At 64.9% G+C, this 23,196-nt stretch carries 22 protein-coding genes; 14 read left to right on the forward strand and 8 right to left on the reverse strand.

Going from position 1 to position 23,196, the window contains the following annotated elements; genetic code table 11:
• Positions 1-68: 68 nt before the first annotated feature.
• Together BLQ92_RS18235 and BLQ92_RS18240 are read right to left on the reverse strand one after the other, a co-directional pair.
• A complete protein-coding gene (locus tag BLQ92_RS18235) occupies positions 69-1,313 on the reverse strand; it encodes an MFS transporter (protein WP_090685923.1) in 1,245 nt (414 codons plus the stop codon).
• Positions 1,310-2,290: a PRC-barrel domain-containing protein gene (locus BLQ92_RS18240; RefSeq protein WP_090685924.1), complete on the reverse strand. Its 981-nt coding sequence runs from the start codon at positions 2,288-2,290 to the stop codon at positions 1,310-1,312. Before BLQ92_RS18240 ends, BLQ92_RS18235 begins: the two co-directional genes overlap by 4 nt.
• Before the next feature lie 527 nt (positions 2,291-2,817).
• On the opposite strand from BLQ92_RS18240, the gene BLQ92_RS18245 reads away from it, so the two are divergent.
• From BLQ92_RS18245 to BLQ92_RS18255, 3 genes are all read left to right on the forward strand, one after another.
• Positions 2,818-4,200 carry an NCS2 family permease gene (locus BLQ92_RS18245; protein ID WP_090685925.1) on the forward strand — a complete coding sequence of 461 codons (1,383 nt, stop codon included), beginning with the start codon at positions 2,818-2,820 and terminating at the stop codon, positions 4,198-4,200.
• A gap of 246 nt (positions 4,201-4,446) precedes the next feature.
• Positions 4,447-4,872, forward strand: a complete 426-nt coding sequence (locus tag BLQ92_RS18250) for an ArsR/SmtB family transcription factor (RefSeq protein WP_090685926.1) — start codon at positions 4,447-4,449, stop codon at positions 4,870-4,872.
• Complete coding sequence (locus BLQ92_RS18255) at positions 4,779-5,207, forward strand: SRPBCC family protein (protein ID WP_090685927.1); 429 nt, start codon at positions 4,779-4,781, stop codon at positions 5,205-5,207. The genes BLQ92_RS18250 and BLQ92_RS18255 overlap by 94 nt, the downstream gene beginning before the upstream one ends.
• A 75-nt stretch (positions 5,208-5,282) precedes the next feature.
• On the opposite strand, the gene BLQ92_RS18260 is transcribed toward BLQ92_RS18255, so the two are convergent.
• Positions 5,283-6,158 carry a helix-turn-helix transcriptional regulator gene (locus tag BLQ92_RS18260; protein WP_090685928.1) on the reverse strand — a complete coding sequence of 292 codons (876 nt, stop codon included), beginning with the start codon at positions 6,156-6,158 and terminating at the stop codon, positions 5,283-5,285.
• Between the two features lie 162 nt (positions 6,159-6,320).
• Between BLQ92_RS18260 and BLQ92_RS18265 the strand changes: the two genes are divergently transcribed.
• Together BLQ92_RS18265 and BLQ92_RS18270 are read left to right on the forward strand one after the other, a co-directional pair.
• Positions 6,321-7,139: a carbon-nitrogen hydrolase family protein gene (locus tag BLQ92_RS18265; protein WP_090685929.1), complete on the forward strand. Its 819-nt coding sequence runs from the start codon at positions 6,321-6,323 to the stop codon at positions 7,137-7,139.
• Positions 7,140-7,406: 267 nt separating this feature from the next.
• Complete coding sequence (locus BLQ92_RS18270; RefSeq protein ID WP_090685930.1) at positions 7,407-8,768, forward strand: APC family permease; 1,362 nt, start codon at positions 7,407-7,409, stop codon at positions 8,766-8,768.
• A gap of 81 nt (positions 8,769-8,849) precedes the next feature.
• Here the strand turns inward: BLQ92_RS18270 and BLQ92_RS18275 are convergent, their stop codons facing one another.
• Both BLQ92_RS18275 and BLQ92_RS18280 read right to left on the reverse strand, forming a co-directional pair.
• The gene (locus tag BLQ92_RS18275) at positions 8,850-9,032 is read right to left on the reverse strand and encodes a hypothetical protein (RefSeq protein WP_090685999.1); all 183 of its coding nucleotides are present in this window, start codon (positions 9,030-9,032) and stop codon (positions 8,850-8,852) included.
• A gap of 190 nt (positions 9,033-9,222) precedes the next feature.
• Complete coding sequence (locus tag BLQ92_RS18280) at positions 9,223-10,125, reverse strand: NAD-dependent epimerase/dehydratase family protein (RefSeq protein ID WP_090685931.1); 903 nt, start codon at positions 10,123-10,125, stop codon at positions 9,223-9,225.
• Positions 10,126-10,269: 144 nt separating this feature from the next.
• Here BLQ92_RS18280 and BLQ92_RS18285 point away from each other — a divergent pair, with 144 nt between their 5' ends.
• The 8 genes from BLQ92_RS18285 (at position 10,270) to hutG (ending at position 19,863) form a co-directional block, all read left to right on the forward strand.
• On the forward strand, positions 10,270-11,157 hold the full coding sequence (locus BLQ92_RS18285; RefSeq protein ID WP_090685932.1) for a LysR family transcriptional regulator: 888 nt from the start codon (positions 10,270-10,272) through the stop codon (positions 11,155-11,157).
• Between the two features lie 316 nt (positions 11,158-11,473).
• A complete protein-coding gene (gene hutH, locus BLQ92_RS18290; protein WP_175772745.1) occupies positions 11,474-12,997 on the forward strand; it encodes a histidine ammonia-lyase in 1,524 nt (507 codons plus the stop codon).
• 40 nt (positions 12,998-13,037) lie between these two features.
• Complete coding sequence (gene hutC, locus BLQ92_RS18295; RefSeq protein ID WP_090685933.1) at positions 13,038-13,733, forward strand: histidine utilization transcriptional repressor HutC; 696 nt, start codon at positions 13,038-13,040, stop codon at positions 13,731-13,733.
• Positions 13,734-13,798: 65 nt separating this feature from the next.
• Positions 13,799-15,487 carry a urocanate hydratase gene (gene hutU / locus BLQ92_RS18300; protein WP_090685934.1) on the forward strand — a complete coding sequence of 563 codons (1,689 nt, stop codon included), beginning with the start codon at positions 13,799-13,801 and terminating at the stop codon, positions 15,485-15,487.
• Between the two features lie 17 nt (positions 15,488-15,504).
• Positions 15,505-16,110: a HutD/Ves family protein gene (locus BLQ92_RS18305; protein WP_090686001.1), complete on the forward strand. Its 606-nt coding sequence runs from the start codon at positions 15,505-15,507 to the stop codon at positions 16,108-16,110.
• Positions 16,111-16,145: 35 nt separating this feature from the next.
• Positions 16,146-17,396 (forward strand): imidazolonepropionase, encoded by a 1,251-nt coding sequence (hutI, locus tag BLQ92_RS18310; protein ID WP_090685935.1) that lies wholly within the window; start codon positions 16,146-16,148, stop codon positions 17,394-17,396.
• 42 nt (positions 17,397-17,438) lie between these two features.
• Positions 17,439-18,905 carry a formimidoylglutamate deiminase gene (locus BLQ92_RS18315; protein ID WP_090685936.1) on the forward strand — a complete coding sequence of 489 codons (1,467 nt, stop codon included), beginning with the start codon at positions 17,439-17,441 and terminating at the stop codon, positions 18,903-18,905.
• A 145-nt stretch (positions 18,906-19,050) separates the two neighbouring features.
• A complete protein-coding gene (gene hutG, locus BLQ92_RS18320) occupies positions 19,051-19,863 on the forward strand; it encodes an N-formylglutamate deformylase (protein WP_090685937.1) in 813 nt (270 codons plus the stop codon).
• A gap of 117 nt (positions 19,864-19,980) precedes the next feature.
• Here the strand turns inward: hutG and BLQ92_RS40065 are convergent, their stop codons facing one another.
• A complete protein-coding gene (locus BLQ92_RS40065; RefSeq protein ID WP_175772744.1) occupies positions 19,981-20,124 on the reverse strand; it encodes a hypothetical protein in 144 nt (47 codons plus the stop codon).
• A gap of 258 nt (positions 20,125-20,382) precedes the next feature.
• Here BLQ92_RS40065 and BLQ92_RS18325 point away from each other — a divergent pair, with 258 nt between their 5' ends.
• Positions 20,383-21,048 carry a hypothetical protein gene (locus BLQ92_RS18325; protein ID WP_090685938.1) on the forward strand — a complete coding sequence of 222 codons (666 nt, stop codon included), beginning with the start codon at positions 20,383-20,385 and terminating at the stop codon, positions 21,046-21,048.
• 13 nt (positions 21,049-21,061) lie between these two features.
• On the opposite strand, the gene BLQ92_RS18330 is transcribed toward BLQ92_RS18325, so the two are convergent.
• Together BLQ92_RS18330 and BLQ92_RS18335 are read right to left on the reverse strand one after the other, a co-directional pair.
• Entirely contained in the window at positions 21,062-22,090 is a 1,029-nt protein-coding gene (locus tag BLQ92_RS18330) for a D-alanine--D-alanine ligase family protein (protein ID WP_090685939.1), read from the reverse strand.
• Between the two features lie 159 nt (positions 22,091-22,249).
• Positions 22,250-23,104, reverse strand: coding sequence for a LysR substrate-binding domain-containing protein (locus BLQ92_RS18335; RefSeq protein WP_090685940.1), 855 nt, complete (start codon positions 23,102-23,104; stop codon positions 22,250-22,252).
• Positions 23,105-23,196 lie beyond the last annotated feature (92 nt).

Genomic DNA, 23,196 nt, shown 5'->3' on the forward strand with positions numbered 1-23,196 from the left:
GCCAGTGTCGCTCACACGACGCTGGCCTTTTCTTCGTCCACTGCAACGGACGATCCTCAGCGCATCACCTACCGCGCCTCCGGCACGCCCTCCGCCTGCTCCAAGGTCTCGCTATCACGCGTCTCCGGCATTGCCGCCCACACGAGCAGCACCGCCAGCGCACCCGCCGCCGCGAGGCCGAAGAAGCTGACCGTATTGCTGAAGCGATCGGCAATGAACCCCGCCGCCGCCGTGCTCAAGGTCGCGCCGATCCCGGCCGCGAGGCCGAACAGGCCGATACACAGGTTGTAGCGTCCCTTGCCGCCCGCCACGTCCGCGGCGATCAGCGGCAGCATCACGCCGAACACCGCAGCGCTGATGCCGTCGAGCATCTGCACCGGCACCAGCAGGTAAGGGCTGCTCACGCCGGCGAACAGCAAGGCGCGAAGCGGCAGCGCCGAGAAGCCGAACAGCAGGATCGGCCGGCGGCCCCAGCGTTGCGCCGAGCGTCCCACCCACGGCGACATCATCGCCACAATCGCTTGCGGCACGATGATGCACGCGGCAATCACGAGCTGCACGTTGTCGCCCATGCCAGCGGTCACTTCACCGGCGGCGAGGTTAAGCATCGCCGCGTTGGAGAGGTGGAACAGCACGATACAGGCCGCAAACACCAGCATGCGCTTGTCGCGCAGCAGCTCGCGCAAGCTCTCGCGCTTTTCCGCCGCATCCGGTTCCGGCGCGGCCTGCGGCAGCGGGTTCACGGTACCGGTGTGCTGCACCATGCTGAGCGCAACCAGCGCCGGCATGGCGAGCGCGGCGGTCAGCCAGAATACAGCGCGCGACGAGAAGTACTCGCCGAACAGACCCATCAGTCCGGCTGCGACCGCACTGCCGATCGACGCCCAGCGCGCGTTGCGCCCGAGCCGGTCGCCGAGGTTCTGGCGCCCGACCAGCGCGAACGAGATCGCCGCCATGGCCGGCACCAGCATGCAACTGGCGAAGCCGTGGAAGACTTCCGCGGCGATCACGGGCAGCACGGTCGGGCTGCTGGCGAGCAACACCGCGGACAGGATGATCGCGAAGATCGCCCACGCGGCGGCGCCTTTCTTGTTGCGCATCGCATCGACGGCGGCGCCGGCCGGCACCTGGCTCACCATCGCGCTGATCGTGCCGACCGACAGCGCCATGCCGATCTCGCCCTGGGTCCACTTGTGCGACGCGAGGTACGACGCAATGAACGGACCGAACCCCGTCTGCACGTTGGCGACGAAGAAGTTCATCCAGTCGAGCGCGCGCAGGCTTCGCGCGGTAACCATCTGGCGGCCTATCATCGGGACGCCCGTGCGGTTGATGCCGCCGCTGAGGATGACGAAGCGGGGGCGGGTGGGGGCGCGGGCGGCGCCGGCGACACGGCGCGAATCGGCTCGCCGGACGCGTACGGCGGCGACGCGGCAATTGCCGCATCGCTTAGGTCCATCAATGGATAGAGCGCCTTGTCGCGGACCGCGAAGCGCAGCGCCGACCAGTTGGCGGCAATCGTGCGGCGGTCGGTGCTAACCATGCCGCTGACGTCGAGCACTACCGCTTGCGGCTGCGCATTGCCGTCGATCAGCACGTCGACCACGCGGCCGACTTTCGCGCCGTTAGGCCGCTCCACGGTGGCGTCGAGCAAGGGTAGGCGCGTCGCGGTCGCGGTGCCGGCAGCCGCCGCTGCGGCCTTGGCGCGGTCGGGCGCAGGCGCCTGGCCGGGCGCCAGGTTCAGCGTGATGGTTGCGGCTTTGGCGCTCGGCGTGAAGCGGAACGCGCTCCACGGGAAATTGACCTTGCGGTCGCCGACCCCGAGGAAGCCCTGCAGGTTGACGATCATTTCGATCGGCCGGCCGCTCGCATCCGTGACCAGATCGACGGCGCGCCCGACGACCTTGCCGTCGGGCTTCTGCACTTCGCTGTCGAGCAGCCCGTGCGCCTGGTTGCGATCGATCAGCCGCGTCACGATGAGCGGCGCAGGGGCGGGCGGCGGCGGCGCGGGCGTGGCTACCGGCGGTGGCGGCGCTTCCTTCTTCGGCGGCGGCGCGGCGGGGCGCTTGGGCTTCGGTGGCGATTCGGGTTTGGCTGTTTCCGTTGGCGCCGTCGTCTCAGGCGGCCCGGCTACGAGCGCGGTGCTGGCGGGTTCGATGAACTCCGGCACGGCCTCGGTGATCGGCGCCTGCTGCGGTCCGCGCAGCAGGCTGCAACCCGACAGGGCCATAGCCGCAAGGACGAGAAGGATCGGATAACGGAAAGCTGGACGTGGAAAACCGCCACTCATCAAGAAGGACTCCATGGGCGAGAGCGAACGGTGCGAAGGATGGGCCGCACCGGCCGCTGCTGCAATTGAAACGGCGTATGCGTCAGAGTTTAACCCGCAGCGCGGGGCGCTCCGGTCTGGGGCCGCATGAAAGCCGTGTGCGACAACCGCGTGACAGGCCGTAGGTGTAAACACGCGGGCCGAACCCGCATGCCGCCGTGCCTTAAACGATATAAGCATCGTGACATGACCGGCATGCCATTCATGCGATGGGAGACATATTTGTATTCGCCTACATTTCGGGACAGCAAACGACGAACGGTGCTAACGCGGGCCTAAACCCCACAGGTTTAACCCGACACGTAGGTGCCCGATTGTAAGGGATGTCGGGAATCTTCGGACGAAAGCGGACCGGCCTGAAACACAGACTGTCCGCGTGGACGAACGTTCAAACCTTGCCCCACCACATTACATAAACGCAACGAGACGAACCTGATGACAGCCGGTGCCCCGGCTGTTTCAGCATGCTGATAAAGGAGGCACTCATCATGATGGAACCCACTGCCCAGCCGATTTCTGAAGTCGGCGTCGAAACCTTCGTTTCCAAGGGTTTTCTCGACCGGTACTTTGAAATCTCCTCGCGCGGCAGTTCGCAGCGTCAGGAAATCATCGCCGGCGTCACTACGTTTCTAGCGATGGTTTATTCGGTCTTCGTCGTGCCTGGCATGTTCGGCAAGGCAGGGTTCGACACCAGCGCCGTGTTCGTGGCCGTGTGCCTGACCACCGCCTTCGGCTCGCTCTTGATGGGCATCTGGGCCAAGCTGCCGATCGCGATCGGCTGCGCCATCTCCCTCACTGCGTTCACGGCCTTCGGCCTCGTGCTCGGCAAGGGCCTGCATCCGACGGTCGCGTTGGGTGCGGTGTTCCTGATGGGGATCGTCTTCACCGGCATTTCGGTGACGGGCGTGCGCTCGTGGATTCTGCGCAACCTGCCGACCGGCGTCGCGCACGGCACGGGGATCGGCATCGGCCTGTTCCTGTTGCTGATCGCGGCCAATGACGTGGGCCTCGTGGTGAAGAACCCGGGTGCCGGCCTGCCGGTTTCGCTCGGTCATATCACCGCGCTGCCGGCGCTGATGTCGGTGGTGGGGCTGGCGGCGATCTTCGGTCTGGTGCGCCGTCGCGTGCCGGGTTCGATCCTGATCGTGATCGTCGCGATCTCGGCAATCGGCCTGCTGATCGATCCGGCGGTGACGTACCACGGCGTGTTTGCGCTGCCTTCGCTGAGCGCGCCGGGCCATGCCTCGCTGATCGGTGCGATGGACATCAAGGGTGCGCTCTCGCTGGCGGTGCTGCCTAGCGTGCTGGCACTGGTGATGACGGCCGTGTTCGACGCCACCGGGACGATTCGCGCTGTCGCCGGCCAGGCCGGTCAACTGGATGCCAACGGCCGCATCATCAACGGTGGCCGCGCGCTGACCGCTGACTCACTGAGCTCGATCTTCTCGGGCTTCCTCGGTGGCGCACCGGCGGCGGCTTACATCGAATCGACGGTCGGCGTGGCTGCTGGCGCGAAGACGGGGATGGCTGCGGCGGTGGTCGGCCTGCTGTTCCTCGTGGTGATGTTCTTCTCGCCGCTCGCCGGTCTGGTGCCTTCGTATGCGACGGCGCCGGCGCTGATGTACGTTGGCCTGCTGATGCTCTCGAGCGTGAGCAAGCTCGATATGGACGACATGGTCGATGCAATGTCGGGTCTGGTGTGCGCGGTGTTCATCGTGCTGACCGCCAACATCGTCACGGGCATCATGCTGGGTTTCAGCACGCTGGTGATCGGCCGCATCGTGAGCGGCGAGTATCGCAAGCTGAACGTCGGGACGGTGGCGATTGCTGTCGTGCTGGCCGCGTTCTACCTCGGTGGCTGGGCAATCTGAGCGGTGCGCTTGCCGGAGTAGTTGGTCGTGCCAGGTTTTGACGCGCGAGTGGGGCAGGGTCAAAACCGTCCTGCTTGCGTGTGCAGCGAATTGTATCTCCACCCTTAACGCGGCCTGTCGCAGTGTTTTGCACTGTGATGCGCCGCGTATCTTTTTTCCTCCGCGTCATTCCCCGCATCATTCCTCCGCATTATTCCCTCACATCGCTTCCTTGACATCCGTCGTTGCCCGACTACACTAAACCATATGGTTAAGTTTTCGGAAGCCCTTCTCGATCGCACGTTTGCCGCGCTCGCCGACCCCACGCGGCGTGCCTTGCTCGCGCGCCTGTCCAGCCACCAGGATCTATCGGTGAGCGAACTCGCGCAGCCGTTCGAGATGTCGTTACCAGCGGTGATGAAGCATCTCGACGTGCTGTCCGAGGCCGGCCTCATCACGCGCACCAAGACCGGCCGCACGGTTGCGTGCCGGTTGTCCGCGGGGCCGATGGAGCAGGCCATGCAATGGCTGAACCGCTATGAACGCTTCTGGACCGAGCAGCTCGATCGTCTCGCAACCTTTGTCGAACAGGAGGACCCATGTCCACCCAACCCAGTCTCACGCTCCAGCGCCGTCTCAACGCCTCGCCCGCCAAAGTCTTCGGCGCCTGGACGCAGCCGGCGCAAATCCTGAAGTGGATGCACCCGAGTGGCAACGAGATGATCGACGCCGAAATGGACGTCCGTGTCGATGGCCGCTATCGGCTCGTGATGCGCTGGGCGGACGGCGAGGCGCATGAAGTGGGCGGCCGGTATCTGGAGGTGGTGCCGGACGCGAAACTGGTGTTCACATGGGCGTGGCGCTCGACGCCGGAGCGTGAGTCGTTAGTGACGGTCGCTTTGAAGCCCGACGGCGACGGCACGCTGCTTACGCTGACGCATGGACAGTTCCTTGACGAAGATGCGCGCGACAAGCACGCAATCGGCTGGGCGGCCGGGCTCGATGGACTCGAGCGCTACTTTGCCTGACCACTGAGGAAGGAGATGCAGATGGAACCGCATAGCACTGTCTCGAGAGAGGAGTGACTGGTCGCGCGTGCGGCACTAGGGTCCTCGATGCCCGGCTTCGTAGAACAGCGCAAACAGCTCCGATTGCGAATTGATGTTGAGCTTCGTATAGATATGCTTTTTGTGAGCGCGCACGGTCTCGAACGAGATGGACAGCTTCTCGGCAATCGCCCTTGTCGAGAAGCCGCTCAACGTCTGCATTGCCACTTCCACTTCACGCGCCGTGAGCGGGGCGCGCCCCGCGGCCTGAGCGACTTGCGCGAAGCGTGCCGCATACGTCGGGGTCTCGTTCGGCTGTAGCGCGGGGCTGCCGCCTGGCTCGGTCGCGAGATCCGATTCATTCGCTTCGTTCGTCTCCGTAGCGCTCACCGCTGCAGACAGGCCGAACATCTCATGCGGCAAACGCTGCCGCATCAATGCCAGCACCCAGGGCGCGCACAGCGCGAGCACAGCGAGATCGCGTTCGTTATAGCGGCGCGTCGCACCCAGCGAAAACGCCAGCGTATGGCGCGCGTCGATCATGTAGTTGAAGTGCACCTCGTCGCCGACAATGTTCTTCCTGAAGTAGCGCTGGTAATACGAGGTCATCGTGAAGTTGTCCGGCGCGACGTCGGCCAGCGTGACGAAGCCTGACGCCGGGCGCTCGCAGGCGTCGATGTAAAACGGATCGAGCTGATAGAGCGCTTCGAGATAGTCCTGAAACATCACATCGACGGCGCCATCGGGCGTGGGCGATTCGGCGCATACGAGCGGCGCTTCGGCGGGTGCGAAACGCAGCGCCACCCAGTTGTCGAAGGCAACGTAGCGTTCCAGCGCTCGCGTGAGGCGCGTCCAGAATTGCGTACTGTCGAGCGCTTCGATGACGGCGCCTATTTCGCGGTGAAAGGCGAGGTCGCGCCAATCGAGTTCCATGCCTGCTCCGTTGAGGGTAACCCTGCCGGGTGATTCCCTGATAAATATGTCTGGTGATAATAGCCCCAAGCGCAACGCTCGCGGGCTGAAACAAAAAAGCCCGCGCATGCGAAGTAGATACGCAAGACCTTGCAACCAATTTGCATGGGACCGGAGACAGACATGCAACTCGAACTAGCGCAGATCCCCATTGTGGATGGCGCGACCGATATCAATGTGCAACGCGTGCTGGAGGTGATCGGCAAGCGTGCGGCCGGCACCGATCTGATCGTGTTTCCCGAGACCACGTTGTCGGGTTTCCCGACCCGCGACACGGTGGCCGACGTGGCCCAGCCGCTCGACGGCGCCGCCTTGACCCGCGTGCGCAATGCTGCTCGCGAGGCGGGCGTGGCGGTTGCGGTAGGTCTCGCCGAGCGCGACGGCAACCGCTTCTACAACACCACGGTACTGATCGACGAGCAGGGCGAACTGGCGCTGCGCTATCGCAAGACGCATCTGTGGGCCTCCGATGTCGGCGTGTTCGAAGCGGGCGACCGCTACGAAGTGTGCAGCTTCAAAGGCATGATCGTCGGCCTGCTGATCTGCTACGACATCGAATTCCCTGAGACCGCGCGTGCGGTCGCGTCGCTCGGCGCCGATCTGCTGATCGTCACCAACGGCAACATGGACCCGTTCGGCCCGGTGCATCGCCGTGCCATCGTGGCGCGCGCCATGGAAAACCAGATGTTCGCGGCGCTAGTCAATCGCACGGGGACGGGGGACGACAACCTGACCTTCCCCGGCGAGTCGGCGCTGATCGATCCGTTCGGCGAGGTTGTATGCGAAGCGGGTACGGGCGAGACCGTCCTGCAGGCGACGCTCGATGCAGCACGGCTGGAAGGCGCACGCGAACACTATCGCTATCTGCACGACGCGCGTATCGCGCTCGATCTCAAGACACTCGACGACGAAAACGGCCAGCGTGCCCGCCTGATCCGGTAGCCGGACGCGCCGGGGCGCCTCGACCTGCAGCGGCGGCGTTGCCGGCATGTTGCCGCGGCACCGCGCAGACCAGCCGCCGCTGCGCTTTCAGTCGCGAAGGTGAGCGCCGCTCTAGCGGGTTTCGTCACACCAGAAGTTGCCACACCTAACCTGTTTCACCAACCGGGTGACGCGGCTCGTCCGTATCACGCATAACCACTTGCAGCACCGTCCGTTCGTCTGGCCAGGCTGGCCGGCGAGTATCGGCAACCATGTTGGAGACATTGCATGACGACCTCATCGCCCGCCGAACGCGCGGGCACCCAAACTACGCACCTCAAGCGCACGCTTGGCCTGCCGTCGGTGTTGCTGTTCGGCCTCGCCTATATGGCGCCGTTGATCGTGTACGGCACCTATGGCGTGCTCGCCAGCGCAAGCGACGATACCGCTGCGCTCGCCTATCTGATTGCCTTGATCGCCATCGTGTTTACCGCGCTGAGTTACGGCAAGCTCGCGCGACTCTTCCCGGTCGCCGGTTCCGCGTATACCTACACACGCAAGACGTTTAGCGCGCATCTGGGCTTCATGATCGGCTGGGCGACGCTGCTCGATTACTTCTTCCTGCCGATGGTGATCTGGCTGATCGGCGCGGCTTATCTGAGCGCCGCGTTTCCGAACGTGCCGAGCTGGCTGTGGATCGTCGCCTTTATCGTCCTGACGAGCGCGCTGAATATCCTCGGCATCGAACTGGCGAACCGCTTCAACATCGTGCTGATGGTCGTGCAACTGGCGATCGTCGCGCTGTTCGTGGTGCTGTGCTGCCACTACGTGACGGCGGCGATGGGGCCGGGCGGCCTGATTTCCGCCGAACCGTTCTTCAAGCCGCACGTGCCGTTCTCGGCGACCATGGCGGGGGCCGCGATTGCCGCGTACTCGTATCTCGGCTTCGACGCGGTCTCGACGCTGACCGAAGAAACCATCGAGCCGGAGAAGACCATGCCGCGCGCGATCGTGCTGATTGCGCTGATCGGCGGGGCGATCTTCGTGATTGCCGCTTATACGGTGCAGCTCGCGCATCCGGGTGCGGTATTCAAGGACCCCGATTCCGCCGCTTTCGAAGTGGCGCGCAAGGTGGGTGGCGATATCTTCGTGACGGTGTTTCTGGCCGGCCTGATCCTCGCGCAGTTCGCCTCGGGCATCTCGGCGCAGGCGAGCGTCGGACGGCTGCTGTATGCGATGGGCCGCGATGAAGTGCTGCCCAAGCGGATCTTCGGCTTCGTGCATCCGAAGTTCAAGACGCCAGCCATCAACATTGCGATTGCCGGGGCAGTGGGGCTGATCGCGTTGAAGCTCGACGTGGCGACCTCTACCTCGTTCATCAACTTCGGCGCGTTTCTCGCGTTCACCGCGGTCAATCTGTGTGTGGTGCGGCAGTACTTCCTTGCCAGAGGCACTGCAAAAACCATGGGCATGCTCGGCGGCCTGCTGTTCCCGCTGCTGGGGGCGCTTGCCGATCTGTGGCTGCTGGTGAGTCTGGAGAAGACGGCGCTGGTGCTGGGCGCGATCTGGTTCGTACTGGGGCTCGTGTATCTCGGCTGGCTCACGCGGGGCTTCCGTCGTGCGCCGCCGGAGGTAGCGGTGGTGTTGTAAGCGGGTGGGCAGTGCGGCATGTGCGACGACATGCCAAGGGTGCCGGCGGCGCTGCCTCGCCTGGAGGCAGCGCCGTTGTTTCTAAAGGGACATTTCGAAGGCAGGCTTGAGGAACAGCTCGATTGCCATGACGATCAGTCCCATCGCCCCCGCGGCGAGCGTCAGCGTGCCGTATTCGTCGTAGCGCGCGTCATAGAGGCACGCCACGACGAACAGGATCGCGAGGAAGTTGGTTAGCCAATCGAAGTTTAGCGCGACGTTCATCGAGGAATCCGGGCTCAAGGGGCGGCTCGCTTTGTCGAAGCGGCCCATTAATTGGGCGCGATTCTAGCGGCTTGAGCTTACGGATTCGCAACAACGCTGCTTACACCGATGACGCCCTGGAGGGCGCCCTGCTGGACTTCTCCTGGGCGCATCTCAGAGACGCCCGTTGCGACGCGCCTCGAAGACCCCTCTAGCGAGACATCATCTCTTCTTCGATCCACTCAAGCACGGAAGTCCGCTGCGCTTGCCAGCCGAGCAGCTTGCGCGCCCGCTCCCCGCGCACCCGGCTATTCGAGCCGAGTCCGTAGTTCGCCATTTCATAACCCCATTCCTGTTCGGCGTCCTTCAGCGGCCAGTCTTGCGCCGGGCCCAGTTTCATCGCACGGGCAAGCGCGGCAGTCATATCACGGAACGACGCTTCGCCACTTTCGACAAAATAGAACGTGCCGGCCGGGGTCTTCTCCAGTGCGAGGCGATAGAGCTCGACCACGTCGTCGATATGCACGTTCGACCAGATGTTGCCGCCGCTACCGACGTGCCGCACGATGCCGCTTTTCTGCGCCTGGCGCACGAGACGCGGCAATTGCACGCTGGCGCTGCCGGCGACCTTGCCGTGCCCATAGATCAGCGTATTGCATAGCACTGCCGAGCGGATGCCTCGCTGGGCCGCTGCGAGCACCAGCCGGTCGATGCCGACGCGCGCCGCTTTATCGGCAGTCGGTTCGGGCAGCGCGTCTTCGCGATAGATCGCCGCCGCCCCCGCTTCGCCGCCCGAGGCATCGCCGACGATGCTCGAGCCGCTCGTATGCAGAAACGGTTTGCCGGAGCCGGCGAGGCCTTCGATCAGCGCTTCCACTGCAGCGCGATGATCGCTGCTGGCGGCGTTGATGACGGCGTCGGCGGCCTGCGCTTCGGCGATCAGCAGTGCGCGGTCGTCGAGCGTGCCAATGACGGGTTCGATGCCGAGGCGCTGCAATTCGGCGGCGTGTTCAGGGTTGCGGATCAGACCGCGCACGGTGTGCCCGGCGCGAACAAGGCCTGCGGCGATCGAGCCGCCGATAAAACCGCTGGCGCCGGTAATGAAAATCTTCAAGACGTTCTCCTGGGTGCTGGGACAGCCGTAATGGCTGGAATCGCTGCAATCGTTGGATTGGCGATGGCATGCAGGCAGTATCCGCCGTCTTGATTCTGGCAAAAAGCGTGTTAGTCTCAAATGAATCTTGATTTCAAGTCAATAATGAAGACTTCCACCGACGAGCTCCTGGTCTTCGTGACCGTGATCGACAGCGGCTCGATCACGGCCGCCGCCGAGAAACTGCAGCAGACCGTCTCCGGCGTGAGCCGCGCCCTGACGCGGCTGGAGACCAAGCTGGACACGGCCCTGATTCGCCGTACCACGCGGCGGCTGCAGCTCACGGAAGAGGGTGCGCTGTACCTTGGCCGTGCGCGGGCGATTCTCGATGCGATGGAGGAGGCCGAGCAATCGGTCGCCCGGCGGCGCGACCGGCCCTCCGGCCGCTTGCGGGTGGATGCGGCCTCGCCGTTCATGCTGCATTGCATTGCGCCGCATATGAAGGCGTTTGCCGCGCTGTACCCGGAGATCCGCCTCGAGCTGACCAGCAATGAACGGATCGTCGATCTGCTCGAACAGAAGGTGGACATTGCGATTCGCATCGGCGCGCTGCAGGATTCGACGCTGCATGCGCGCGCGCTCGGCAGCAGCAAGCTGCGCATCGTGGCGAGTCCGGCGTATCTGGCCGAGTGCGGCGAGCCGGAATCCGTGGAGGCGTTGCGCGCGCATCGCCTGATCGGTTTTACCGCGCCCGAGCATTTGAACCGCTGGCCGTTGCGCAACGCGGGGCAGGCGTCGCTGAAGATCGCCCCGGCCATGACAGCGTCGAGCGGCGAGACGATTCGCCAGTTGGCGTTGAACGATGGCGGCATTGCGTGCCTCGCCGATTTCATGACCCTCGCCGACGTCGCCAGCGGGCGCCTCACGCCCATTCTCGAAGACCTGCTGGAGGACGAGCGGCAGCCGGTCAGTGCGGTGTTTTATCAGAGCGCCGCGCTGGCCGGCCGCGTGCAGGCGTTCCTCGATTTCATCGGGACGCGGCTGCAACTCTAATTGCGTGCTGAGCGCCGTCACCCGGCTGCCGCCCCGCGCCGCCCGCCAGACCGCCTCTCTTTTTGTCCGCTTGCCACGCAATCTGTTGGACGTGTATATACAAGTCATAGCCGGATGACGGCGCCTGCCTGCGCCCATCTCCGGCGCACGAACGCGCACCGGGCTCGGGGAATATCTGCGAAAACCATGCCAGTTAAGCACGGGGTGGCTAATGGAAACCCCTAACCCCGGATCATTAAAAATAAGTTGTATATACAAGCTGTCGCCGCTAGACTTCTCTTAACTTGTATAGACAGGACTCTTCCAGGAACCTCCCATGATGATGCTCAAGCCCGGCCACCTGACTCTCCCGCAACTGCGCAAGATCGCCCGTGAACAGGTCACGCTGCAACTCGATCCCGCCAGCTTTGCTGCTATCGACGCCTGTGCACAGGCCGTTGCCGACATCGCCGCGAAGGGCGAGCCGGCCTACGGCATCAACACGGGTTTCGGGCGTCTCGCCAGCACCCATATCCCGCGTGAACAGCTCGAACTGCTGCAACGCAATCTGGTGCTCTCGCATGCCGTCGGCGTGGGCGAGCCGATGTCGCGTCCGGTCGTGCGCCTGCTGATCGCACTCAAGCTGTCGAGCCTCGGCCGCGGTCACTCGGGCATCCGCCGCGAAGTGATGGACGCGCTGATCACGCTGTTCAACGCCGACGTGCTGCCGGTGATTCCGGTGAAGGGTTCGGTGGGCGCCTCGGGCGACCTCGCGCCGCTCGCGCATATGTCGGCCACGCTGCTCGGCGTGGGCGATGTGATCGCCAAGGGCGAGCGCATGGCTGCGACCGAAGGCTTGCGCCTCGCCGGCCTGAAGCCGCTCACGCTGCAAGCGAAGGAAGGTCTGGCGCTGCTCAACGGCACCCAGGCATCGACCGCGCTGGCGCTCTACAACATGTTCGCAATCGAAGACCTGTACCGCACCGCGCTGGTGGCAGGCGCGCTGTCGGTGGACGCGGCGGCCGGTTCGGTCGCGCCGTTCGACCATCGCATTCACGATCTGCGCGGTCATCAAGGCCAGATCGAGGCAGCGACGGCTTACCGTTCGCTGCTCGAAGGCTCGGGCATCAACCTCTCGCACCGCGATTGCGGCAAGGTGCAAGACCCGTACAGCCTGCGCTGCCAGCCGCAGGTGATGGGCGCGTGTCTGGACCAGATGCGCCACGCCGCCGACGTGCTGCTGATCGAAGCGAATGCTGTGTCGGACAACCCGCTGATTTTCCCGGACACCGGCGAAGTGCTGTCGGGCGGTAACTTCCACGCCGAGCCGGTGGCCTTTGCCGCGGACAACCTCGCTCTCGCCGCAGCCGAAATCGGTGCGCTCGCCGAGCGCCGCATCGCACTGCTGATCGATTCGACGCTGTCCGGTCTGCCGCCGTTCCTCGTTCGCGACGGCGGTGTGAACTCGGGCTTCATGATTGCGCACGTCACGGCTGCTGCGCTCGCTTCGGAGAACAAGACGCTTGCGCATCCGGCTTCGGTCGATTCGCTGCCTACCTCGGCGAACCAGGAAGACCACGTATCGATGGCGACGTTTGCTGCGCGCAAGCTCGGCGACATCGCGGAGAACACCGCCAACATCCTGTCGATCGAACTGCTTGCCGCCGCACAAGGTGTCGACCTGCGCGCGCCGCATCAGACCAGCCCGAGCCTGCAGCATGTGATGAACACGGTGCGCCATGAAGTCGCGCACTACGAGATCGATCACTACTTCGCGCCGGATATCGCCGCAGTCACGCGTCTGGTGCAGAACGGCACGATCGCCGCGCACAGCCCGTTCGCGTTCCCCTCGGAACAGTGAGCAGGCGCACGGCATCCAGGGCACTTACGGCAAACCCAGCATGAACGCACCGGCCTATCAGGGGATCAAGGACTTCATCCTCGCCCGCATCCACGCGGGCGAATGGGGTGAGGGCGACCAGGTCCCTTCGGAAAACGAGCTCGCCCGCGAGTTCAACGTGGCGCGCATGACGGTCAATCGTGCGCTGCGCGAGCTCACCTCCGAGCAGGTGCTCACGCGCGTGCAGGGTTCCGGCACTTTCGTTGCGCGGCCGAAGTACGAGTCGACGCTGGTGGCGATCCGCAGCATCTCCGACGAGATCGTGGCGCGCGGTCATCGCTACCAGGCGAAGGTGCTGCACATCGGCGCGGCGATTGCCGACGAGGCGCTCGGCGACGAAATGCAGGTGAGCGCGGGGAGCCCGGTGTTTCATTCGCGCGTGCTGCATTTCGAGAATGACGAGCCGGTGCAGCTCGAAGAACGCTGGGTCAACCCGGCGGTCGCGCCCGAGTATGCCTTGCAGGACTTTACCAACACCACGCCTAACCAGTACCTGGTGCGCGTCGCGCCGCTGCAGCGCGTCGAGTACCGCATCGAGGCGCTGGCGGCGGATGCCGACACGCGCCAACTGCTGACCATGGATGAACTCGAACCATGCCTCGTGCTGCATCGGCGCACGTGGTCGCAAAGCCTTGTGGCGTCGGTGGCCAATCTCTGGCACCCCGGCAGCCGTTACCGTTTCACCGGACACTTTTGAATTCGTTGTTTCGATCCGAGCCTTTTACCTGATCCCCGAGTACTTTCCAGCCTCCGAGAGCCACCATGAACAACCCCAAGCACATCGACCCGCGTCTCGACCCGACCCGTACCATCCGCGCTCCGCGCGGCGCCGAGAAGACCTGCAAGAGCTGGCTCACGGAAGCCGCTTACCGGATGATCCAGAACAACCTGGACGCGGAAGTCGCGGAGCATCCGCATGCGCTGGTGGTGTATGGCGGCATCGGCCGTGCTGCGCGTAACTGGGATTGCTACGATCAGATCCTCGCCTCGCTGAAGGACCTCAACGACGACGAAACGCTGTTGATCCAGTCGGGCAAGCCGGTCGGCGTGTTCAAGACGCATGCCGATGCGCCGCGCGTGTTGCTGGCGAATTCGAACCTCGTGCCGCACTGGGCGACGTGGGAACACTTCCACGAACTCGACCGCAAGGGCCTGATGATGTACGGCCAGATGACGGCGGGCAGCTGGATCTATATCGGCAGCCAGGGGATCGTGCAGGGCACCTACGAGACCTTCTTCTCGGTGGCCAACCAGCATTTCAACGGCGACCCGAAGGGCCGCTGGATTCTGACCGGCGGTCTGGGCGGCATGGGCGGCGCACAGCCGCTCGCGGCGACCATGGCGGGCTTCTCGATGATCGCCGTCGAATGCGACGAGACGCGCATCGATTTCCGTCTGAAGACGCGCTATGTGGACCGCAAGGCGAAGACGCTCGATGAGGCGCTCGCCATCGTCGAAGATGCGAAGAAGGCCGGCAAGCCGGTCTCGGTCGGCCTGCTCGGCAATGCGGCCGACGTGTTCGCCGAGTGCGTTACGCGCGGCATCACGCCGGACTGCGTGACCGACCAGACCAGCGCGCACGATCCGATCAACGGCTACCTGCCGCAAGGCTGGAGCGTGGCAGACTGGCGCGAGCGTCAGAAGACCGCGCCGGACAGCATCATCCAGCCGGCCAAGCAATCGATGGCCAAGCAGGTGCAGGCCATGCTCACGCTGCAGGAGCGGGGCGCCGCCACGCTCGACTACGGCAACAACATCCGCCAGATGGCGCTGGAAATGGGCGTCGCCAACGCCTTCGATTTCCCGGGCTTCGTGCCGGCGTATATCCGGCCGCTGTTCTGCGAAGGCAAGGGTCCGTTCCGCTGGGTTGCGCTGTCGGGCGATCCTGAGGACATCTACAAGACCGACGCGAAGGTCAAGGAACTGATCCCCGACGATAAGCACCTGCACAACTGGCTCGACATGGCGCGCGAACGCATTGCGTTCCAGGGCCTGCCGGCGCGGATCTGCTGGGTCGGCGTGAAGGATCGCTATCGTCTCGGCCAGGCCTTCAACGAAATGGTGAAGAACGGCGAGCTGAAGGCGCCGGTCGTGATCGGCCGCGATCACCTCGATACCGGTTCGGTGGCAAGCCCGAACCGCGAAACCGAAGCGATGAAGGACGGTTCGGATGCGGTCAGCGACTGGCCGCTGCTCAACGCGCTGCTGAACACAGCAGGGGGCGCAACGTGGGTGTCGCTGCACCACGGCGGCGGCGTGGGCATGGGCTTTAGCCAGCACTCGGGCGTGGTGATCGTTGCCGACGGTACGGATGCAGCCAGCAAGCGTCTGGGCCGTGTGCTGTTCAACGATCCGGCCACCGGCGTGATGCGTCATGCGGATGCCGGCTACGAACTCGCGCAGGAAACCGCGCGTGAGGCGGGCCTCAATCTGCCGATGCTGGGCCGTTGATCGTGGCGCAAGGCAGGTTGGCTGGCACCACCTTGCTACGCGGCGCCGAGCTGGTGGCGGCGCCGTGGAAGAACGGCGGCGGCGTCACCCGTGAGGTGACGGCTTATCCGCCAGGCGCTAGCCTCGATGCGTTCCTCTGGCGCGTGAGCATTGCGGATGTCGCGCAAGCCGGGCCGTTCTCGCGCTTCGAGGGCATCGACCGGACGCTGGTGCTGCTCTCGGGTGCGGGTATGCTGCTCGATGAGGCGAACGGGCCGACCCACGCGTTGACGCAAGCGCTTGACATGGCGCACTTTGCCGGCGAGACCGCGATCGACGCGCGGCTGGTCGACGGCGCCACGCGCGATTTCAACCTGATGGTGCGGCGTGGTGCAGCGAAGGGCGAAGTCGAGGTATGGCGGGGTGACGCAGAGGGCGCCGGTAGGGCAGAGCAGTTGCACGAGCTTTCCGCTGACGTCGTGCTGCTGTTTTGCGCCACGGGTTCGCTTGAGGTGACCTTGGGCGATGCCGCTGCTGTGACGCTTGCGACCGACGACACGCTGCGTATCGACGCGCCGCAGGCACTCACTTGCAAGCTAGGCGGCGCGGGCGCGTTGCTCGCCATCCGCCTCCATTACGCTTGAATTTACAGACCGCAACAAGCTGCAACGGGCACGCGATGAAGCAAACCGTCTGGCATCACCTCAAGCTCTGCCCGCAGGGCGATCCTCATCACACGCTGGCCGATGCCGCGCTCGCCGTGCGCGACGGCCGCATTGCATGGCTTGGCGCGGCGAGCGACTTGCCGGCTGAGTACGCCACCTGGCCGCGCGAGGACCTCGGCGGCGCGTGGGTTACACCGGGTCTCGTCGATTGTCATACGCATCTGGTCTACGGCGGCCAGCGCGCCGACGAGTTCGCGCAGCGCCTCGCCGGGGTCAGTTACGAAGAGATCGCGCGGCAGGGCGGCGGCATCGTTTCGACGGTACGCGCGACACGTGCCGCCGATGAAGAAACCCTCTTGCGCCAGGCGGCGGCACGGCTCGAACCGCTGCTCGCCGAAGGCGTCACCGCCATCGAAATCAAATCCGGCTACGGCCTCGATCTCGCCAGCGAGCGCAAGATGTTGCGCGTCGCGCGCCGTCTCGGCGAGCAGTATCCGGTATCGGTCTATACGACCTTTCTCGGCGCGCACGCGCTGCCGCCGGAGTTCGCCGGACGGGCCGACGACTACATTACGGAAGTCTGCGAGCGCATGCTGCCCGCGCTGGCCGACGAGGGCCTGGTCGACGCGGTCGATGTGTTCTGCGAGCGTATCGGCTTTTCGCTCGCGCAAAGCGAGCGTGTCTTCGCCGCGGCCGAGCGCCACAAGCTGCCGGTGAAGATGCATGCCGAGCAGCTGTCGAACAGCGGTGGGACGGCGCTGGCGGCGCGTCACCGCGCCTTGTCGGCGGATCATCTCGAGTTTCTCGACGAAGCGGGCGTGGCCGCGATGAAGGAGAGCGGCACGGTCGCCGTGCTGCTGCCGGGCGCGTACTACTTTATCCGCGAGACGCAGTTGCCGCCGCTCGAGCTGTTGCGCCGCTATGAAGTGCCCATCGCGATTTCCACCGACAGCAACCCCGGCACCTCGCCCACGACCTCGCTGCTGTTGATGATGAACATGGCGACCACGCTGTTTCGCATGACCGTGCCCGAAGTGCTGCAAGGCGTGACGCAGCACGCGGCGCGCGCGCTCGGGCAGGCGGATCGCCACGGCACGCTGGCGGTCGGCCGGGCGGCCGATTTCGCGGTGTGGTCGGTCGATACGCTGGCCGAGCTGGCGTACTGGATCGGCCGTCCGTTGTGCGCGCACGTGGTGCGTGCCGGCGAGACGGTCTATACGCGGCACGACGCCGTGCCACAACTATCGGGTGCCCGGCGCGGCTAAGCCTGGCTTCACGCCCATGTCGAACTCCAGCAAGGTCTGAAGATGACTGACTTGAATCAAGCGCCGGCTACGTCGCCCAACCATGGGTCTACCAATGCGTCGTCCCACGCTTCTGCGCCGGCAACGAAGCGCGCCCTGTTCGCCGAGCATGCGTATCTGCCCGATGGCTGGCGGCGCAACGTGCTGCTGCAGTGGGACGCCACCGGCACGCTGACGCACGTGAGTCCTGACAGTGAGACCGCGCCGGAGGGTGTGGCGCGCGCCGCTGGTCCCGTATTGCCCGGCATGCCGAATCTGCATTCGCATGCGTTTCAGCGCGCGATGGCGGGCCTGACCGAGTATCGTGCGAACGCCACCGACAATTTCTGGAGCTGGCGCGACCTGATGTACCGCTTCGCAGCGAAGATCACGCCGCAGGGGCTCGCCGCCGTCGCGCAGTGGCTGTACATCGAGATGCTGAAGGCGGGCTACACGTCGGTCTGTGAATTCCACTATGTGCATCACACGCCAGACGGCAGCCGCTACGGCAACTCGGCCGAGCTGGCCGAGCGGGTGGTGGATGCGGCGCAGGCGAGCGGCATTGGCATGACGATGCTGCCGGTGCTGTACCAATACAGCGGCTTCGGGGCCCGCGAGCCGCGCGCCGACCAGCAGCGCTTCATCAATACGCCCGAGAGCCTGCTCGATCTGCTCGGTACGCTGCGCTCGGCACGTCCCGAAGGCCCGGCTTTGCGTTACGGCGTGGCGCCGCATTCGTTGCGGGCCGTCTCGGAGCAGTCGCTGCGCGCGCTGCTCGACGGTCTCGATACGGACCTGCCGGGTGCGCCAGTGCACATCCATATCGCCGAACAGACCGCGGAAGTCGACGCGTGCCTGGAGACTGAAGGCGCGCGGCCGGTGCAATGGCTGCTCGAGCGTTTCCACGTCGATTCCCGCTGGTGCCTCGTGCATGCGACCCACGTCGATGAGCACGAAACCCGCGCGCTTGCCCGTAGCGGCGCAGTGGCGGGCCTGTGCCTGACCACCGAGGCCAATCTCGGCGACGGCATTTTCCCGGCGCATACCTACCTCGATCAACAAGGGCGCTTCGGCATCGGTTCGGACAGCCATATCGGCGTCGACTGGCGCGCCGAACTGAGGCTGCTCGAATACGGCCAGCGTTTGTCGCGCCGGCAGCGCAATGTGCTGGCGGCGGAGGATGCGCCGTTTGTCGCCGACCGCCTGTTCGCCGCCGCTCTCGACGGCGGCGCGCATGCCACCGGCCGGGCGGTGAACGGCCTCGCGGCAGGGCAGCGCGCCGACTGGCTGGTGCTGGATGCGGCGCACGCGAGCATTGCCGAACACGCCTCCCAAGCGTGGCTGTCGGGCGTCGTGTTCTGCGAACATGGCGAGACGCCGATTCGCGATGTCTATACCGGCGGCGAGAAGGTCGTCGACAATCGCCGGCATCGCGATGAAGAGCGTGCGTACGCGCAGTATCGGGTGGCGCTCGCGGAGTTGCTCAAGTAACTGACGCCGCTCGGTTATGCCGCTGAACAGCGCCATAGGGTACGCCACTGAGTTACGCGGCTCAGCTACGCCACTGAATTACGTAAATCAGCGACTCGGGTAAGCTGTTGCAACCACACCCCGATCCAATTGATTCCGGACTGACATGACTGCTTCGAACACTTCGCCGGTTTTCTCGCTGCACGAGGGGAGCCTGCCGCTACTGATTTCGATTCCCCACGTCGGCATAGGCATTCCCGACGACATCGCCGCGACGATGACGCCCGCCGCCCTGCGCACCGAAGATTGCGACTGGCATCTCGACCGCCTGTACGCCTTTGCGCGGGACCTCGGCGCCTCGATCCTGATGCCGAGCCACGCGCGCTACGTGATCGATCTGAACCGCCCGCCCGACGGCGCGAATCTCTACCCGGGTCAGGACACGACGGGCTTGCTGCCGGTCGACACCTTCGACAAGGAGCCGTTGTACCTGGACGGGCAGTTGCCGGACGAGGCCGAAGTCGCGCGCCGCCGCGATGCCTACTGGAAGCCGTATCACGAGGCGCTGGCCGCGCACCTGGCGGCGCTGAAGGCGCGGCACGGCAAGGTGCTGCTGTGGGAGGCGCATTCGATCCGCTCGCAGGTGCCGCGTTTCTTCGAAGGACGCCTGCCGGATTTCAACTTCGGCACCTCGAACGGCGCGAGCGCCGTGGCGGGGCTGGCGGAGGCGCTCGCCGAGATGGTCGAGCGTCACGGCGGCTACACGGCAATTGCCAATGGCCGCTTCAAGGGCGGCTATATCACACGCCAATACGGGCAGCCCACCGAGGGCGTGCACGCAGTGCAGCTCGAACTGACGCAGATTACGTATATGGAAGAGCAGATGCCGTATGCGTATGACGAAACGCTCGCGGCGCAGGTTCAGCCGCTGTTGCAGGCGTTGGTCAAAACTGCGCTGGAGTACGTGACGGCCGCGTAAGCGGCGCGTTACAGAACACGCACAGGAACCTCTCGCAGCCGCCTCGCGCGCGCTTCAGCACCCGCAGGCGGACGCACGAGAGACGCGGCGCGAGCCGCGCCGCGTCTGGCGTTGCGATCAATAGTGGCAGTGGTTCTCCCAGTGTCCATGTACGTGGACCTTATGGCACACGCGATGATGGTGGTATTCGTCGGCGTGAGCCGGTGCTGTGACGCCGAGCGCGACAACGAGCATCGCGCAGGCAAGAATTGCTTTCTTCATCTCATTTCCCTTTTTCGTGGGTGAGGCGGAATCGCTCACCAGCACGTCATCAGCACAATCCGTGCCGCATAGGTCTGAACAATGCCGCGTGGCTTGTTCTATCGTGACAGTAATCCCATGCAAGATGGTTGCTGCGGGACATACCGGTTGCGTGTCGTATGACGAAGCGACTACCCTTTCATCAAATGACGCCTGCGGGCCGCGAGTTCGCACAGTCGTCGCAGACTAATCGGGCGAGAAGAGATGGAAGACCCAGCAATGGAAGATTCCGACGAGTCCCTGCTTCCGATCTGGCGGGCAAATCTGGTGGTGCTGACCCAGGAGGTGGGGGCGGCCACGCGGCTTGCGCGGATGATGACGTTCTCCGCGAGCTATCTGAAACTGATGCTGTCCGGCCAGCGCGAGTTTAGCGAGGAGTTCGTGCGCGGTATCGAAGCGGTGACAGGCTTGCCGAACGGCTGGATGAACACGCCGCACGATGCGCACGAGATTCCCGCCAACGCACGCGAGGCGATCGACAACGAAATGCCGCTCACACGGTTTCGCGGCACGGCGCATCCGGTGCGCAAGAAATCGGTGTTGCGCCCGCCGGAACCGATTTTCGGCCAGCCAACCCCGGCGCGCCGTCTCGAGGAGGAGATGTTCGAGGCCGAGGTGCATCGGCGTCAAGCCCACTTTCGCAAGGTGCGCGATCTGGCGGTGCAGGATGTGCGCCGTTTCGAGCGGCATCTGGCGAGTCCGCCGGTCGAGCTGGCCGCTTTGCGGGCCAAGGTGGAGGAAGTGATCGCCGCCGCCGATCTGGAGGACACCGATCACGCCGATCTCACGGGCCGGCTCGAGCAGATCGAAAAACACCGCCATCTGCTGCTGCGGCATGTGGAGAAACTACAGGCGCTGCTGGTACGGTTGGGCGAAAGCGAGTGAGGCGGCGCGGCGATTACTTGCGCGTGCGATGCCGCTCGATGGCGAGCCGGCAGATCCGCTCGCACAGTTCGCCGAAGCCAATGCCGCGCGCCTGCGCCGACTGCGGCAGCAGGCTGGTGGCCGTCATGCCCGGCAGCGTGTTGACTTCGAGGCACCACAGGACGCCGTGGTTATCCAGCCGGAAGTCGGTCCGGCTATAACCATCCAGTTTCAAGGTGCGATGGGCCCGCAGCGCGAGCGCACGGGCGTTCTCAGCAATGTCTTCCGGCAGGTCGGCCGGAAAGATCTCGCGCACCGCGCCGGGCTGGTACTTCGCCTTGTAATCGAACACCGCGTCCGGGTCCATGACGATTTCGCCCACGCTGAGGGCTTCATCGCCGAGCACGCCGACAGTGATTTCCCGCCCGGCGACGAATTGCTCCAGCATCACTTCGCTGTCGTACGAACCGGCCAGTTCGATCGCCGCGGCCAGTTGTTCAGCGCTACGCACCACGGAAAGGCCGACCGTCGACCCCTGGCTGTTCGGCTTGACGACGAGCGGGTAGCCGATTTGCGCGCCGGCGGTCTCGGCGTCGACCGGCGCCATCAGCCAGCGAGCGGTGGCAATCCCCGCGCTCACGAAGAGACGCTTGGACATGTCCTTGTCCATCGCGATTGCGCTACCCAGGTGGCCGCTGCCGGTATAGGGCAGTTCCGCCAGATCGAGCATGGCCTGGATGGTGCCGTCTTCGCCGGTGCCGCCGTGCAGGGCGACGAACACCACGTCCACGCCAGCCAGCGTCGCCGCCTGCAGCGCGTTGTTCTGGTCCGCGCGGATCATCGCCAGCGCTTCGGAGGCGGGCGGCGCTTCATTGACGCGGGCGCTGAGAAAGCGCACTTCTTCTTCGCCGCTCAGCAAGCCGCGCGACGTATCGATGGACAGCACTTCGTGTCCCGCCGCACGCAACGCACGCACCACCTGCGCGCCGCTGGCGATCGAGACTTCTCGTTCCTCGCTGGTGCCGCCGAACAGCACAGCAATTTTGAGCGGGCTGGTTTGCATAGCTACGGGCCTTCAGTTCGTGGGTGTGGCGGGGTAGGTCGTGAGTTGCCGGCGGCGCAAAATTGCGGCGGACACGGGGCGTTATTTTACAGGCGTAGCGTGTGGCGGATGAGCAATCCTTGTCCGCAGTTCGCCTCAGTGGTCACCTGACCGCGCACCTCACAGCCGCAGTTCGCTGAGGATCTGTTCGGCGAGAAAATCGCAGGGCGGGCGGTTCGAGCGCGCGCTGCGGGCCAGCACGATTTCCAGCTCCGGCAACGCGGGCAAGCCGTGCGGGCGGCCCAGCTGCATGAAGTGGCCGGGCACGGCGCAACGCGCGAGCGGAGCGACGGCGAGCCCGGCCTCGACCATGCTGAAGAGGCCCATCAAACTCGGGCTTTCATACGAGGTGCGATAGGCGATCTTGGCGCGCTCGAGCGCATGAATCGCGTTAGCCCGTGCCACGCTGCCGGCGCCGAACAGCGCCACCGGCAAGGGCCGCTCTTTCCAGATCTCGCGCCCGCTCGCCGCGGCGCCGGCCCACACCATCGGTTCGAAGCGGATGAAGTCGCCGCTCAGATTCTTCAGGCGGGTCACGCAGGCGAGATCGATCTTGTTGTCCTTGAGGAGTGGCGCGAGCGCGTGACTCGGCAGGCCGATCACCTGAATCTCGACTTTCGGATAGCTCGCCGAGAACTTGCGCAGCACGGCTGGCAGCAGCGAGGCCGCGTAATCGTCCGGCACGCCGATCGCGACACGCCCCTTCACCTCGGGATGCACCATTGACGCCCAAGCCTCGTCGCGCAGGGCCAGCATGCGGCGCGCATAGGCGAGCAGCACCTGGCCGTCCGCGGTGGGCGTGACGCTGCGCGGGCCGCGCACGAACAGCGGCTTGCCGAGCGCGTTCTCCAGCGTGCGGATCTGCATGCTGAGCGCGGATTGCGAGCGGTGCACGAGCGCCGCGCCGCGTACGAAACTGCCGGCATCGGCGATGGCGACGACCATCGACAGTACGTCGAGATCCAAGGCTTTCATTGGTATCAGAAAAGCTTATCGAAACGTTCAATATAACGCGTTTGTCTGAATGCATGGTGCTCGGCATACTGGCTGCGTTCCTGCGTGGCCGC

This window comes from Paraburkholderia phenazinium, from assembly GCF_900100735.1.
GTDB lineage: Bacteria > Pseudomonadota > Gammaproteobacteria > Burkholderiales > Burkholderiaceae > Paraburkholderia > Paraburkholderia phenazinia.

Bases quoted from the DNA above. Each gene is read 5' to 3' on its own strand.
- hutH (WP_175772745.1), top strand. From the start codon at position 11,474: ATGATGATGCTCAAGCCCGGCCACCTGACTCTCCCGCAACTGCGCAAG.
- BLQ92_RS18240 (WP_090685924.1), bottom strand. From the start codon at position 2,290: ATGAGTGGCGGTTTTCCACGTCCAGCTTTCCGTTATCCGATCCTTCTC.
- BLQ92_RS18330 (WP_090685939.1), bottom strand. From the start codon at position 22,090: ATGCAAACCAGCCCGCTCAAAATTGCTGTGCTGTTCGGCGGCACCAGC.
- hutC (WP_090685933.1), top strand. From the start codon at position 13,038: ATGAACGCACCGGCCTATCAGGGGATCAAGGACTTCATCCTCGCCCGC.
- hutG (WP_090685937.1), top strand. From the start codon at position 19,051: ATGACTGCTTCGAACACTTCGCCGGTTTTCTCGCTGCACGAGGGGAGC.
- BLQ92_RS18275 (WP_090685999.1), bottom strand. From the start codon at position 9,032: ATGAACGTCGCGCTAAACTTCGATTGGCTAACCAACTTCCTCGCGATC.
- BLQ92_RS18325 (WP_090685938.1), top strand. From the start codon at position 20,383: ATGGAAGATTCCGACGAGTCCCTGCTTCCGATCTGGCGGGCAAATCTG.
- BLQ92_RS18245 (WP_090685925.1), top strand. From the start codon at position 2,818: ATGATGGAACCCACTGCCCAGCCGATTTCTGAAGTCGGCGTCGAAACC.
- hutI (WP_090685935.1), top strand. From the start codon at position 16,146: ATGAAGCAAACCGTCTGGCATCACCTCAAGCTCTGCCCGCAGGGCGAT.
- BLQ92_RS18260 (WP_090685928.1), bottom strand. From the start codon at position 6,158: ATGGAACTCGATTGGCGCGACCTCGCCTTTCACCGCGAAATAGGCGCC.
- BLQ92_RS18285 (WP_090685932.1), top strand. From the start codon at position 10,270: ATGAAGACTTCCACCGACGAGCTCCTGGTCTTCGTGACCGTGATCGAC.
- BLQ92_RS18255 (WP_090685927.1), top strand. From the start codon at position 4,779: ATGTCCACCCAACCCAGTCTCACGCTCCAGCGCCGTCTCAACGCCTCG.
- BLQ92_RS18250 (WP_090685926.1), top strand. From the start codon at position 4,447: ATGGTTAAGTTTTCGGAAGCCCTTCTCGATCGCACGTTTGCCGCGCTC.
- BLQ92_RS40065 (WP_175772744.1), bottom strand. From the start codon at position 20,124: ATGAAGAAAGCAATTCTTGCCTGCGCGATGCTCGTTGTCGCGCTCGGC.
- BLQ92_RS18235 (WP_090685923.1), bottom strand. From the start codon at position 1,313: ATGATAGGCCGCCAGATGGTTACCGCGCGAAGCCTGCGCGCGCTCGAC.
- BLQ92_RS18270 (WP_090685930.1), top strand. From the start codon at position 7,407: ATGACGACCTCATCGCCCGCCGAACGCGCGGGCACCCAAACTACGCAC.
- BLQ92_RS18335 (WP_090685940.1), bottom strand. From the start codon at position 23,104: ATGAAAGCCTTGGATCTCGACGTACTGTCGATGGTCGTCGCCATCGCC.
- hutU (WP_090685934.1), top strand. From the start codon at position 13,799: ATGAACAACCCCAAGCACATCGACCCGCGTCTCGACCCGACCCGTACC.
- BLQ92_RS18265 (WP_090685929.1), top strand. From the start codon at position 6,321: ATGCAACTCGAACTAGCGCAGATCCCCATTGTGGATGGCGCGACCGAT.
- BLQ92_RS18315 (WP_090685936.1), top strand. From the start codon at position 17,439: ATGACTGACTTGAATCAAGCGCCGGCTACGTCGCCCAACCATGGGTCT.